Genomic DNA, 15132 nt, shown 5'->3' on the forward strand with positions numbered 1-15132 from the left:
AAGCGATGACCAAGAGTACGTAGCGGGTTTGATGGTTTATGCGGATGACGCCGCAGTTTTCTTTCGCAAGGGACAGGCCCTAATTAATGCGAAATGTATGTTTTCTGTAGGAGGTACTCAGGGAGCATCAGCGAGCAGTGCCGAATTACGATGCAAAGCCACAATCGGGAGTACGAACAAAAAACGTTCGTTGACTCCCTCCTACAACATCCTTCGAATCCATCCGATTTAAAGCATATCGTCTCGTGCCTCTGGAAAAAGAAAACCCGCGGCGTCAGCCGCATAAACCAAAGCCAGCCTGCGCCAGCAGCTACACAAACCGAAAACCCTAAACGAAAAAACCCGCTTAGGCCAAAACCTAAACGGGTTTTTTCAATCAAGCAAAGCTTACAAGCTCAGGATCTTCTCACCACGAGAAATCCCCGACACTCCAGTGCGTACTGTTTCCAAGACACAACCAGGGCCGATGGCTTCAATAAAGCCTTCAAGCTTGTCGCTCGTGCCAGTCAATTGAATGGTGTAAACGCTGGCGGTTACATCCACAATCTGGCCACGAAAGATGTCGGCTGTACGTTTGATTTCCGCACGCTGAGCACCGACCGCTTTCACTTTAATCAACATCAGTTCGCGCTCGATATGAGCACCTTCTGATAGGTCGACCAGCTTAACCACTTCGATCAGCTTGTTCAGATGCTTAGTGATCTGTTCAATTTTGCGCTCATCACCATGGGTAGTCATGGTCAGACGCGACAGTGTCTCGTCTTCAGTTGGGGCGACAGTCAAGGTTTCGATGTTGTAGCCGCGCTGTGCGAACAAGCCAACAACACGCGACAGTGCACCCGGTTCGTTTTCTAACAGGATAGAAATAATGTGTCTCATGATCAGGTACGCTCCGTCTTGCTCAGCCACATATCGCGCATCGTACCGAGTGGTACTTGCATTGGATAAACATGTTCCTCTGGGTCAACTGCAACGTCGAGGAAGACCAGACGGTCATTGTATTTGCCAAAGGTATCTTCCAAGGCCTGTGGTAACTCATCGCGACCTTCAACCTTAATACCAACGTGTCCGTAAGCTTCTACCAACTTAACGAAATCAGGTAATGACTCCATGTAAGAATGAGAGTGACGCCCTTCATAGTTCATGTCTTGCCACTGACGAACCATGCCCAATGAGCCGTTGTTCAGACACAAGATTTTTACCGGAATACCGTACTGCAAGCAGGTCGATAGTTCCTGAATGTTCATTTGGATCGAACCCTCACCCGTAACACATACCACCATGTCGTCTGGGAAGTTCATCTTGATGCCCATTGCTGCAGGGAAACCAAAGCCCATGGTGCCCAAGCCGCCGGAGTTGATCCAACGATTTGGCTTATCGAACTTGTAATACTGCGCAGCAAACATCTGGTGCTGACCTACGTCAGAGGTCACGTAAGCATCGCCGTTGGTCTTCGCCCAAATCGCTTCAATCACTTCTTGTGGCTTCATCAACTGCGATTCGTTCTTATCGTAACGACCAGCATGACGCTCACGCCATTCGTTGATTTGCTTCCACCAAGAGGCAATCGCATCGGCATCCGGTACTTCGTTTGCTTCGTCTAGCAACGCCATCATTTCATCCAATACGTTACCTACTGGGCCAACGATTGGCACATCAGCAATAATGGTTTTGGAGATAGACGATGGATCGATATCAATATGAATGATCTTAGCGTCTGGGCAAAACTTAGAGGTCGCATTGGTTACGCGGTCGTCAAAACGTGCGCCAACCGCCAAAATTACATCGGCGTTGTGCATCGCAGTGTTTGCTTCGTACGTACCATGCATACCCAACATGCCCAAGAAACGTGCGCCAGTACCCGGGTAGCAACCAAGGCCCATCAAGGTATTGGTGCATGGAAAATCTAGACGATCAACCAAGGCTCGTAACTTGTCAGAACTGCCGTCGATAATGACACCACCGCCCGCATAAATTACCGGACGCTTAGCTTTTAACAGCAGCTCAACGGCTTTTTTGATCTGACCTGAGTGACCACGTTGCGGCGGCGTATACGAACGCAACTTAATTTTCTTCGGATACGAGTATTCATAACGCTCGTTCGGCATGGTCATATCTTTCGGGATATCGATCACAACCGGACCCGGACGACCTGTGCTGGCAATGTAAAACGCCTTAGCAACAAGCTCTGGAATATCTTCCGGACGACGAACGCTAAAGCTGTGCTTCACGATCGGACGTGACACACCTAGCATGTCGGTTTCTTGGAAAGCATCGTCGCCCACCAAATGGCTCATTACCTGTCCAGCAATGACGACCATTGGAATGGAGTCAGTGAACGCTGTAGCAATACCAGTAATGGTGTTGGTCGCGCCTGGGCCAGACGTCACCATAACAACGCCGGGCTTACCGGTCGCGCGCGCATAACCGTCGGCCATATGGGCAGCTGCCTGCTCATGACGAACCAATACGTGTTTCACGGCACTTTGTTTATAGACGGCATCGTACACGTGCAGCAAAGAGCCGCCCGGATAACCATAAATATATTCAACGCCTGCTTCGTGCAGTGCACGAACCAACATTTCTCCGCCGGAAAGTAATTCCACCGTACTATCCTCTTAGACATGCTCTAATTGAGCTTAATAACTATTGTGTGCGATACGAGCCGACACCATAAACACTTTACAGGTAGGCTATCTCAGGCTGGATGAATCACTTTTAGTTCATCATCAGATCTCTTTGCCTGGTCGAGGACGCCGAGTCTGGACTGGGCGGAGGATAGCCGCACCAGAGGCTGTAATTATCAGAGGGCAAGGCACTGGGTGGAGGCACGTGCAGCTCTGATAAAAGCGGCGGTAATTCTAGCATTACCGCAGGGATTGTCCAGACTGAAGGACTATCCTGTCATGCTTAAAAGTGAATAAATCAGAGAAACTCTGTTTTATTAAGACTCAATCCAGATAAGACTTGCCTGACGACCGCTATCGCCGTCGCGACGATAGGAGAAATAGTGCTCTGAGTCCGTCACCGTACAGTCCGAATTTGCCGAAATAGAGCACACGCCAGCGGCTAATAATTGCTCTGCAGCTAAGCGTTGCAGATTACCCAACCAACGATCTCCAGCACCGGCGATAAAGCAATCGCTACTTGCCCAGCCAAAAGCCGCTTTGACCTCTGGCCCAATTTCGAATGCAGACGGCCCAATACATGGGGCTAAATGCACCAACACTCGTTTGGGATCAGGAAACTGCGCTAATGTGTGCAGCAAAATACCATCTGCCAAGCCGCGCCAGCCGGCATGAGCGGCAGCCACTTGACGGCCATCATCACGACAAAACAACACGGGCAAACAGTCAGCGGTCAATACGGCACACGCCAACCCAGATTGCTCAGTAGATGAAGCATCCGCAACCGGCACAACAGCGCCACCATAGGCTTGAACAACCCAATTGCTATGCACTTGGGTTAACCACTGCACCGAGCGAACACCTGCTAGCTTACGCAATAAGGTACGTCGATTCGCCAATACTGAGGCTCTGTCGTCACCGACATGCGTAGCCAGATTGAAACCATCGTACGGCGCTTGCGATACGCCGCCAGCACGCGTCGTTAGTCGAGCTTGTACACCCGCGGGAAGCTCCCAATCAGGAGTAATAATTCCCGCAGTACTCGTCATTATTCGTCGTCACCTTCGCTATCGTCCGCCAAAGTATTCAGCAAAAGAACGAAATCATCGGGTAACTCAACCTCCCACTCCATAATATCGTGAGTGCGAGGGTGCATTAACGTCAGCTTTTTCGCGTGCAAGGCTTGGCGCCCAAATTTCTGCAACATATCGCGCAATACTGGGCCAATACCTTTGGTTAAACGCTGACGCGCAGCATAAACAGCATCGCCAACTAACGGATAACCAATATGAGATAGATGCACACGAATTTGATGCGTGCGGCCAGTCTCTAACTTACAACGCACATAAGTATGAGTGGCAAATTTATGCAGCACACGATAATGGGTGACTGCTTCTTTCCCCATGGGATTAACCGCCATACGCGTACGCTGTGTACCGTGGCGACCGATAGGTTCATCAACTTTACCGCCGCCGGTCATTACACCCTGCACCACGGCTTCGTATTCACGCCCCATACTGCGATCTTGCAACTGTGCCACTAAGCTGGTTTGTGCTTGTAGGGTTTTAGCAACAACCATCAAACCGGTCGTGTCTTTATCTAGGCGATGAACAATGCCAGCGCGCGGAATTTGAATAAGATTAGGGCAATGGAATAACAGGCCATTCAATAATGTCCCTTGGTAATTCCCAGCAGCAGGATGGACAACCAAACCCGCTTGCTTATTGATCACCAAAATATCGTCATCTTCGTAGACAATATCCAAATCAATTTCTTCTGGCAGCCAGGTACCTTCAGCTTCTAACTCGGCTTCCAACGCCAGCATTTCGCCGCCCGTTAGTTTGTCGCGGCCACGCCAAGTGTTGCCATCCACGGTGAGCTGACCGTCTTTAATCCACTGCTGCAAACGTGAACGAGAATAATCAGGAAATAGCTTGGCAGCGACCTGATCTAGACGCTTATTTCCGTCTTCGTATGGAACTTCTGCGGATTGTGATATCTGATTGGACATAGGTTCTCTAATACCTGACGGGGAAATCCATAACTTGTTGTTAGGATCTAACCCGAATTAATGGAGCGAACCGGCTCAGGTATGTTCTAATACGGCGCTTTGTTACAGTATATCGACATTTAGGAACGCACTCCATGAAGTCCAGCTGGCTGTTGGTGATTTTTACCCTTTTTCTGTCTGCTTGCTCGTCCAATCCAGATAAAGACCGCGAACTGACTGAGCGCGAATATTATGAACAAGCGCGCGAAGCCTTGGATGATGGCAGCTTAGTCGTCGCCGCTGATCGTTTGCAGAAATTAGAATCGCACTACCCGTTCGGGCGTTATGCTGAACAAGCTCAACTTGAGCTCATCTACATCAACTACAAGATGTCGGATCTAGACTCAGTACTGGCGACCTCAGAGCGCTTTATTCGCCTGCATCCACTGCACGAACAAGTGGATTACGCCTATTACATGCGCGGCTTAGCGACCTATGAAATGGGCTTCGCCTTTGTAGAACGCTATTTGAGTGATGACCTTCCAAAACGCGATACTCAACCGTTAGAAGATGCCTTCAACCACTTTGCCGAACTACTTGATCGTTATCCAAATAGCCGCTACGTCGATGATTCGCGCAAACGCATGATGTTTATTCGCGAGCGCCTAGCCGCTTATGAAGTGGGTGTTGCACGTTATTACATGAAACGTCACGCCTTTTTAGCCGCTGCCAACCGCTGCGAAGATATTTTGCTACATCACCAAAAAACGGCTGCCGTAGCGGATGGACTAGCCATTATGGTTGAAGCCTACGACGAACTGAAAATGACCTCAGAATCAAAACAAGCGTTAGCGCTATTAAAGCAGAATTACCCGGACCATCCACAACTGAAAAACGGCAAGTTCAAAAACAGTGGCTTAGCCATGGTTGATCGTCGTTCGTTGTTGAATGTGATTACGTTTGGGTTGTTGGATTAAGGGGTTTTAGCCGCGGGCTCTTCTCGCAAGGGGGCTCCGGGGGAAGCCCTCGGGAAAAGAAAAACTGCGGCGTCAGCCGCAAACACAGCTATACCCCAGCCTTCCAGCCATTGGTCACCGGATACCGTCGATCCCGACCAAACCCACGGCGTGTCACTCGCACACCAATCGGTGCTTGGCGACGTTTGTATTCGGTAACATCCACCAGCCGTATTACACGCATGACATCTTCGCGTTCATACCCTGCCGCAACAATGCTATCTGCACTATCATCATGCTCAATGTAGCGTTCAAGTATTGAATCCAAAACAGGGTATGGTGGTAGGCTGTCTTCGTCTTTTTGATCCGGTGCTAATTCTGCCGACGGTGGACGATCAATCACGCGCTGAGGAATAATCGGTGAAATGCTGTTGCGATAATCGGCAAGAGCGAAAACTTTGGTTTTGTAGACATCTTTTAAAGCGCCATAACCACCCGCCATGTCACCATAAAGCGTGGCGTAACCGACGGCCATTTCGCTCTTGTTACCCGTTGTCAGCACCATGTAGCCGGTCTTATTCGACAGCGCCATGAGCAATACGCCACGACAGCGCGACTGTAGGTTTTCTTCTGTGGTATCCACCGCTAATCCAGCGAAGTTATCGCTTAGTCCAGCCATAAATTCGCGATACATAGGCTCGATAGAGATAGACTCGTATCTAATCCCCATCGCTTCTGCTTGCAAGCTAGCGTCGGTTTTACTCATATCGGATGTATAAGTGAACGGCATCATGACGGCACGGACGCGTTCAGGCCCGAGCGCATCAGCCGCAATGGCTAAGGTTAACGCTGAATCTATACCGCCCGACAAACCCAACACAACGCCCGGAAAACGATTTTTATTCACATAATCGCGAACACCCAAAACTAACGCCTGATAGAGACTAGCCAGATCGTCTTCGCGTGCTAATTGTGAAGCTGAAATAGCACTTAACTGGTGATCTTTAAGTTGGACATAGCCCAGTGCCGATTGCCAAGATGGCATCTGTAATACACAGTGCGCGTCGGCAGAAATTGCGAATGAACTGCCATCAAACACCAGCTCATCTTGGCCTCCCACTTGATTCACATACAGCAAAGGTACCTGACAGCGTGTCGCGTGCCGCTGCATTAATTCAACACGCTCTTCTAATTTGCCCATATGAAATGGTGACGCATTCAAATTAAGTATGAGCGTTGCACCCGCAGCAACCGCATCATCCACCGGCCCATCAAACCAAACATCTTCACAAACCGTTAAACCCAGCTGGTGACCTCTGAATGGAATAACACAAGAATCTATGCCTTCAGCGAAATAGCGCTTTTCATCGAACACTTGATAGTTTGGCAAATACTGCTTGGCATAACGCCCTAGCGCCTCTCCCTGATACCAAACACCGGCGCAATTGTAGAGTGCACCGTTATCCATCCAAGGATAACCAATCGCAATAGCTATCTCATTGCTCGCTGCTGCTATCTGCTCTAGAGCGGAATCTATACGCCGCTGCAAACTTGGACGCAAGAGCAAATCTTCTGGCGGATAACCAGTAAGCGCCAACTCGCTAAACACAATAAGATCGGCTCCCGCAACAGCAGCTTCTGCCGCTTGCTGGCATATCAAGGCTGTATTACCCGGAATGTCGCCGACTAAAAAGTTGCATTGTGCCAGCGCGATGTTAAGTGACTGAGTCATGTGTTCAGGTTACCCTCGGTTATTTGCGCGTATTGTCGAAAAATACGGGCTTGGAAGCAAACGCAGAAGCATATTTGGTGGAACGATGTGGATTATTAAGTCGAGTGAATTCATTGTACGCGGCAATCGCCTGTTGCGCATGTACAGCTACTACTCCTTATTTTTAGCTCTACTTATGATGATTGTTGATGGTCTTGATAAGAAAGATGTCATTCTCGGTCAGCAAGCACCCTACTTATTCTTAGTGCTCGCATCTATCTATATTTTTGCGGCCAGCATTTTCGCCGCAATAGCCAGTCGTAATCCCGACCCTCAAGCCGCCACCAGCTATGTGTTTCTTGAAGTCGCCATATTGGCCGGCATGATGTATGCCTCGGGCGGATTAGATACAGGGTTCTCCAGCCTGTTACTCGTACCACTGGTCATATCTAACTTACTGGCGCCCGGCGTACTAGGATATGGCGTTGCGGCTTGGGCAAGTATTGCTGTCTTTTATTCCCAACATATATGGCCAAGCAATTTTGCACCGCAGGAAGTAGTAAACACTGGGTTATTTGGTGCACTTTGTTTTGCACTCGCATGGTTAACTCAGGCCTTATCAAAGCGCCTGCAAAGTGCGCTGAGCTTAGCTTCCGATCACGCCAAACATATTCGTCGCTTGCAACGTTTCAGCCAGCGAGCGCTGATGAATATGCCAGGGGGCATTATTGCTTGCGATCCATCTGGGCTTATTCTTTTTCATAACCCTCAAGCATATGCATGGTTTGGCATCGTCGATAATATACTGCTGCCGGCCAGCCTTATCGACATCAAAGACAGTAAGCGTGTTGATGTTAACGGAGAGCAACTATTAGTTACTCGTGTCGACATTCCTGAAAGCCAACAAGACTATCTACTCTTCATCGAAGATTCTGCACGCATTGAAGCAGAAGCCCAACAGATCAAACTCGCATCCCTCGGACGCCTAACTGCAAGTATTGCTCATGAAATTCGCAACCCTTTAAGCGCCTTGCGTCAGGCGTCACAGTTACTCGCCGAAACGCCGTATTTAAAATCAGAAGAACAACACTTAACACATATTGTCGAACAGCATTGTATGCGTATAAATCGCACCATTGAGGACATATTACAGCTCTCTCGCGGTCATCAAGCCTGTATCGAAGTGTTGCGACTCAAGCCATGGCTGGTGCATTTTCATGATCAGTTTGAGCATCTTGAACCAGCACAAGACTATTCGCTAAGAATTGAATGCGCGGATGACATTCTGGTGCCATTCGACGCCGATCACTTACAACAAATTCTGCATAATTTAGCGGCCAATGGGCTACGTTATGCGCGCAAAGCTAACCATGGCGACGCGCAATTGCAATTGCGAGTTTCGACTAATAGCACCCGAGTATTTCTTGATGTTCTCGACAATGGCTTTGGTGTTGCAGAAAGTATTCGCAAGAATTTATTCGAGCCATTTAATACCGGAGAACACAACGGAACGGGTCTAGGCCTCTATTTGTGTCGCGAATTGTGCCAAGCTAACCAGAGTCGAATCGAATATATTCAGCAGTCGCAAGGATCCTGCTTTCGCATGACTATGCGCAAAGCCTAATAATCTGAGCCCAAAAGAGACGATTAAATAAAAGATTCAAGTAAGTGCTAGTTCACACTTGCCGTTGATGACTTTCGTTATAATCCATACACTGCGTACGCGTTTATTAGTATCAAAAGGCATCACGCAAAAGACGAAACTCAAAGGAAAATACTGGTATGCAAGCTGTACACACAGCACTCATCGTCGATGATGAACCCGATATTCGTCGCTTAATTGCTATCACCCTCGAACGCATGGGCTTGGTCTGCTATCAAGCAGAAAACGTAAGTGCAGCGCTCGCCTTGCTAGAGGAGAGACAATATCACTTCTGCATAACCGATATGAAACTCCCCGATGGTGATGGTCTGGAGCTTACCCAGCTGTGCAATCGCAAATATCCCGACATGCCCATTGCTATGATTACGGCCTACGGCAATATGGATCTCGCCGTCAATGCCCTCAAGTCAGGCGCATTCGACTTTGTCGCTAAGCCGATTGATACCGAACGTCTGCGTCAGCTGGTAAAAGCTGCACTGCAATTAACGCGAGTACCAACAGCAGGCATAGTGCCAGCAACAGAACTACTAGGGTCAACCCCATGCATGCTGGCGCTAAAAGATAAAATTCGAAAAGTTGCTCGCACGCAAGCACCGGTATTTGTTTATGGCGAGTCGGGCACAGGAAAAGAACTTGTCGCACAATTAATTCATTGCCAAAGCGCCCGCGCCGATAAGCCTTTTATCGCAGTCAACTGTGGTGCCATCCCAACCGAATTAATGGAAAGCGAGTTCTTTGGGCATACAAAAGGAAGCTTCACTGGAGCAACCAGCAATAAGAGTGGTTTTTTTAAAGCTGCCGACGGCGGTACCTTATTCCTAGATGAAATTGCCGAACTGCCCTTGGATTTACAGGCTAAATTACTCCGAGTTGTGCAAGAAAAAACGGTTCGCAGCGTCGGTTCGGAAAATGAAGAACATATTGATGTCCGCATAATAACGGCCAGTCATGAAGACCTTGCCACTATGGTGAGCAACCACCAATTTCGCCAAGACTTATATTTTCGCCTTAATGTTATCCAACTAGACGTCCCCCGCCTATCCGAGCGTAAAGACGATATTGAAGAATTAACCCACCACTTTATTACCAAGTACGCCAACGAGTGGAGCATGCCCAGTACGAAGTTGAGCGAAGAAGCGCTGGCCGCATTGTTGGAATATTCGTTTCCCGGCAACGTGCGTGAACTAGAAAACATCTTGCAGCGTGCATTCACCATGATGGAAGGCGATATTATTCGCTTAGATGATTTGTATTTTCCCGCAAATATCGCCGCCGAACTGGATTCTGTTACTGACGACACACCTAAAGAGCACGCTCCCATTGCGACCAACAACCTTGAAGGTTACCTCGAAAACATTGAAAAACGCGCGATAGAAGAAGCTCTCCTAGCCACTCGCTGGAATAAAACGGCAGCGGCAGAAAAGCTTGGTATTAGCTTCCGAGCGCTGCGCTATCGTTGTAAGAAATTAGGCATAGATTAAAGCAAAGAAAGATACGATGTGCTCCTGAGTGAATTAACACAAGCAAGCTGTAGAATACTCTAGAGATTAAGGATGATCTCTAATGCCAAAAAGGAGAGTGGCAATGTGCAAAGGAGCTGTGCGTAACGGATTCACCTTACTAGAGTTGTTAACTGTGTTGGCCATCAGCTCACTACTGATGGGCATAGCGATACCCAAAACAACCCAAGTCTACCAACGATCAGTTGCACAAAATCAAATTACCCAACTGCGGCAAATACTGAACTACACTCGCAATCAAGCGATAATTTATCATACTCCAACGACATTATGCCCCCTCACTATTGAGCAAAAATGCGGTAATAATTGGAATGATGAACTAACCGTGTTTCAAGATAGAAACAGTAACAGCATTCTTGAGGACGGTGAAAACATACTATTCATACTGCCAAAAAACGAAAATAGTAACGGCCACCGTACCTACAACAATAGTCGGATCAACTTCAATGAAAAAGGATTTGCAGGCTTTGATGCAGGGTCTCTAAGCTACTGTCACACTGGTCAGCAAACATATGGCGTTTGTTTCACTATTTCAAGAATAGGTCGTGTTAGAACAGGACTCGACGCAAACAATGACGGGCTACCCGAAACGCCAAATGGTCGAAACATTCCATGCTCCTAACCGTCCAATCAATGATTGCAGCCACTTATCAGAAAGCCATAGAGTATTTCCCGCACCCGTATAATCTGTAGTATGAGAAAAAAGTCATCGGCTACTGAGCTACGGAGCATATATGCAGTCAATTCATCGACAACAAGGGTCAGCACTGATATTCAGTTTGATTATCCTGACATCCATTACCTTAGGCGTAATCGTGTCGATGCAAAATTCAACTCTGCAGCTGCGCATGGTCAATAGCATGCAACACAGTCAACAAGTGTTTAGTGCAACATATGACTATCTCAATTTAGGGGTGACTTACATGGGGAAAAATCTCAATGAAACCCGCAACACGCTGGGCGTTATTCTTCAGAACGAAGATGCACCGAGCAACTTTGTGTCTCTCGCTAGCAATACCGCTTGGGTGACGCCAAACATGCCTGCCGCCGTTTCCTCCATTTCAGATCAGATTAAGTTAAACCAACTTTCTTCTGATGCTTTCGTATCGGAAACATATCTGAAAGGCAATGGTGGTAACTCGACAGGCACGCAGAGCACGTATTACTTTGACTTTTCGGCAACCGGCACTGACCCTTCAGGGCGAGTAGCTTCTACACAACAAGTTGTATTTAGCATTACAGGGCCATCACTATGAAATATTTAAATATGAAAAAAGTAATAAATACCTTGCTGAATATGAGACATATTGCATCTTTTATAGTACTTATTTCGGCCCCTCTTTTTTCAATCGCCGACGATACAGAAATATATAGAACCGACGCAACTCAGGGAGTGCAGCCTAACGTTATTTTCGTTTTCGATACATCCGGAAGTATGGGTTTTCTTCCGGATTCCAATGACAAAGCACAAGGCACTAAAAAATCACGAATGGACATCGTGAAACAAGCTGCTATTGATGTGATAGGTGATCCAACACTAGCTAACCTAAATATAGGTATTATGAGATTTGACAGCGTAGAATCCGGAGCTTCTCCTATATCTGGTGTCAAGTACTATAAAAGCTCCGTCCAAAATAATAACAACCAGAATTATAAAGACGGTGGCGGATATGTTTTATCTCCCATATCTGACATCAATGACAGTAAACATCGCAATTCGATCTTATCAGCGATCTCCGGGCTTGAAGCCGGTGGTACTACTCCCCTTGTAGAAACATACTCCGAAGCTATTCGTTACATGCGCGGAGACGATGTCAAATTTGGCAAAAAGTACGGTAAAACTGAATATGTAGAAGGTGGAACTGTTCTCGTCCAAGGTCCTTCGCGTACCGAGGATATCAAAGAATGTCGAAAATGTAGTCAATGGACGGGATGGGGCTTCCTAGGGGCATGTTTTTTCGGACAAATTACTACCGTTAATGATAGCTACTGCAGCGACACTTACAACAATAGCTATAAATGGGTTGTTACTGGAACAAATACAATCCCAGGAGAGTTCTACGAGGAAGAAAAAACAGCAGGCTATGCTGAAACTAGCACCGCACAATACTTCTACATGAGCCATCCAGATTCATATAATAAAGATACTGGAAAATATATTTCACCAATAACAAATAGCTGCCAAAAAAATCATATATTTCTATTTACCGATGGTGTTTCTCAGTCTGATAACGAAGCGGATGACGATATTAAATCATTGCTAACGAAATTAGATTCCTCGATTTATACTAATAAAGACGGTATCAGTACAAACTGTAAGACCTATGGCGACAACTATGAAGGCGACATCACAAACAGTTGCATGGAAGAGCTAGCACTTGCCGCTTATGAAGGGGATAACATAGCCGATTCATTACTCCTAGCTGACTCAGATCCAAGTACCGAGTCGCAACAATCGATCACGACACATACTATCGGTGGTTTTTTGAATACTGACTCAAAGAGCGTGAAACCAATATTGGAAAGAGCAGCCGACTACTCTGACGGCATATATTCAGAAGCCTCGGACTCAGAAAAACTTAAATTAACATTACAAAATCTATTTGAGCGTGTTTCAGCTGATGCAACCGGAGGAAGCTCGGCGCCCGTTGTAGCGGTTAACGCTTTAAATCGCTTAGAAAGTTCAGAAGAGCTTTATTACACAACATTTGAACCTAAAGTTGTAACCGGTTGGTCTGGTAACCTAAAGCGCTACAAACTCGGCAGCGATGGTGAAATTCTCGACAAAAATGATAAGTCAGCAGTTGATGCAAATACAGGCTACTTTGCCAAAGAGGCTACCAGCATATGGTCATCAGAAGTCGATGGTAATATAGTCACTAAAGGGGGAGCGGCTAGTCATCTAACCCTCGACCGCAAGGTATACACCTATTTGGGTGGTGCATCAAAGACTATTGACGACTCTTTAGTAGACGTTAACCTTTCCGGAGTTATTGTAGCGGCAACGGGAATGACACCAGATATATTTGATACGGAACTGTCTGGCACCGACTTTTTAAACATGCTTAAGTGGGCGTCGGGTATAACAACCATTGATGGAGTAGAGGTTGCACGCCAAGAAATAGAAGATCCGTTGCACAGTCAGCCTATCATTCTAAATTATGGTACCTCTACCAACTATAATAGCACTCTATTCTTCGGTACTAACTCCGGCTATCTGCATGCAATTGATACATACAGAGATCCAAGCAAAAATCCAAAAGAGCGTTTTGCCTACGTTCCTTACGAGTTATTACCAAATATAAATATGTACTACAGTAAGAAAAATGAAATCGGTAAAACGTATGGTCTCGATGGCCCTGTTTCTTCGCTTATTTTTAATCAAACAGATGTTGATGCCGGTACTCCAAAAAGACGTTTCATAGTGGGTTCAACCGATAAAGCATACTTATATTTAACAATGAGGCGCGGCGGCAATATTAATTATGCTATCGATGTTACTGATCGCGATACTCCAAAATACTTGTGGCAAATTTCAACGGCGAGCTCAGGGTTCGAGGAATTAGGACAAACGTGGTCAGGCATGACACCTGTGTTCATTAACCCGAAAGCCATTGGCGTTGATAGCACTAAAAAATCAATACCTGTCCTAGTATTTGGTGGCGGCTATGACCCAGAAGAAGACCTTACTAGTGAATCCGTGCGTCTAGGTCAAAGTACTGGCAATGCAATTTTTATCGTCGATGCAATGACAGGCGCATTACTTTGGAAGGCATCGTCTACACTCGCTGCGGATCTTACGATCAGTCAGATGACAAACAGCATTGCTTCTGATATCACGCCAGTCGACAATAATGGTGATGGTAACGTAGACATTTTATATGCTTCTGATATTGGTGGGCGGCTATGGCGCATTGATCTATTTTCTGATGGTACGCAAAAAGGCACGCTCTTGGCCGACTTAAATACAGGCAACTCAGTAACGAATAACACTCGTTTTTATACAACTCCTGTTGTTGCTTACCAAGGCAATGAAAACAAAGGACGATATGTGATTACGCTTGGATCAGGATATAGAGCACATCCATTAGTAACCAACAACCAAGATCGATTCTTCGTGCTATTTGATCAAATAACCAGCACCGATGAAACCAGTACTAAAAATGCATTATCAACTTATAAAACAAAGAAAACATCTGATCTTGCCAACTATAGTAATATTGCGAGTGCTAGTGATGATGCGAAAAATACTGGCTTTTACTACAAACTAACGGAAACAGGCGAAAAATCACTGTCTGATAGTATCGTAGCGAATAATAGAATCTATTTTTCTACTTACTTCCCAAATTCGACCTCTAACACTAGTGATCTCGACTCTTGCAAGGCAGTAACAGGGAATGCAAGGCTTTATGAAATTAATCTTGGAGAATACAATCCAAATAAACCCCTTGAAGATTTAAGTATCGAAGTAACCGAATTAAAACAGTCTGGTATCCCTGCTGAACCTAAAATCGTATTCCCTCCCGCAGATGAGAACGGAACGGGAGGAGAAGATGGTGGTAGTGGTGACGATTGTGCAAATATGGCGATTCTAGTTGGTAGTGAAGTAATTAAATCTGATTCTTGCGGCTCTGTTTCAAAGAGTTATTGGAGCGAATTATGACG

General features: G+C 46.5%; 11 protein-coding genes. 6 read left to right on the forward strand and 5 right to left on the reverse strand.

The window, feature by feature from the left end:
* Positions 1–387: 387 nt before the first annotated feature.
* The 4 genes from ilvN to rluD form a co-directional block, all read right to left on the reverse strand.
* Positions 388–879, reverse strand: coding sequence for an acetolactate synthase small subunit (gene ilvN / locus UXZ23_RS00465; RefSeq protein ID WP_015487966.1), 492 nt, complete (start codon positions 877–879; stop codon positions 388–390).
* A 2-nt stretch (positions 880–881) separates the two neighbouring features.
* Positions 882–2606 carry an acetolactate synthase 3 large subunit gene (locus tag UXZ23_RS00470; protein WP_320818703.1) on the reverse strand — a complete coding sequence of 575 codons (1725 nt, stop codon included), beginning with the start codon at positions 2604–2606 and terminating at the stop codon, positions 882–884.
* A 338-nt stretch (positions 2607–2944) separates the two neighbouring features.
* Positions 2945–3676: a peptidoglycan editing factor PgeF gene (gene pgeF / locus UXZ23_RS00475; protein WP_320818704.1), complete on the reverse strand. Its 732-nt coding sequence runs from the start codon at positions 3674–3676 to the stop codon at positions 2945–2947.
* Positions 3676–4638 (reverse strand): 23S rRNA pseudouridine(1911/1915/1917) synthase RluD, encoded by a 963-nt coding sequence (gene rluD / locus UXZ23_RS00480; protein WP_320818705.1) that lies wholly within the window; start codon positions 4636–4638, stop codon positions 3676–3678. The genes pgeF and rluD overlap by 1 nt, the downstream gene beginning before the upstream one ends.
* A 134-nt stretch (positions 4639–4772) precedes the next feature.
* On the opposite strand from rluD, the gene UXZ23_RS00485 reads away from it, so the two are divergent.
* Positions 4773–5594, forward strand: a complete 822-nt coding sequence (locus UXZ23_RS00485; protein WP_320818706.1) for an outer membrane protein assembly factor BamD — start codon at positions 4773–4775, stop codon at positions 5592–5594.
* 88 nt (positions 5595–5682) lie between these two features.
* Here UXZ23_RS00485 and UXZ23_RS00490 read toward each other — a convergent pair whose 3' ends face one another.
* Positions 5683–7305, reverse strand: a complete 1623-nt coding sequence (locus UXZ23_RS00490; RefSeq protein ID WP_320818707.1) for an NAD+ synthase — start codon at positions 7303–7305, stop codon at positions 5683–5685.
* A gap of 85 nt (positions 7306–7390) precedes the next feature.
* On the opposite strand from UXZ23_RS00490, the gene UXZ23_RS00495 reads away from it, so the two are divergent.
* From UXZ23_RS00495 to UXZ23_RS00515, 5 genes are all read left to right on the forward strand, one after another.
* Entirely contained in the window at positions 7391–8908 is a 1518-nt protein-coding gene (locus UXZ23_RS00495; RefSeq protein ID WP_320818708.1) for a HAMP domain-containing sensor histidine kinase, read from the forward strand.
* 158 nt (positions 8909–9066) lie between these two features.
* Positions 9067–10428 carry a sigma-54 dependent transcriptional regulator gene (locus UXZ23_RS00500; RefSeq protein WP_320818709.1) on the forward strand — a complete coding sequence of 454 codons (1362 nt, stop codon included), beginning with the start codon at positions 9067–9069 and terminating at the stop codon, positions 10426–10428.
* 103 nt (positions 10429–10531) lie between these two features.
* A complete protein-coding gene (locus tag UXZ23_RS00505; RefSeq protein WP_015487975.1) occupies positions 10532–11089 on the forward strand; it encodes a GspH/FimT family pseudopilin in 558 nt (185 codons plus the stop codon).
* A 112-nt stretch (positions 11090–11201) separates the two neighbouring features.
* On the forward strand, positions 11202–11723 hold the full coding sequence (locus UXZ23_RS00510) for a PilX N-terminal domain-containing pilus assembly protein (protein ID WP_041588510.1): 522 nt from the start codon (positions 11202–11204) through the stop codon (positions 11721–11723).
* Positions 11720–15130, forward strand: a complete 3411-nt coding sequence (locus tag UXZ23_RS00515; RefSeq protein ID WP_320818710.1) for a PilC/PilY family type IV pilus protein — start codon at positions 11720–11722, stop codon at positions 15128–15130. Before UXZ23_RS00510 ends, UXZ23_RS00515 begins: the two co-directional genes overlap by 4 nt.
* Positions 15131–15132 lie beyond the last annotated feature (2 nt).

The organism is Thalassolituus sp., from assembly GCF_034111725.1.
In the GTDB taxonomy this organism is placed as follows: domain Bacteria; phylum Pseudomonadota; class Gammaproteobacteria; order Pseudomonadales; family Oceanobacteraceae; genus Thalassolituus.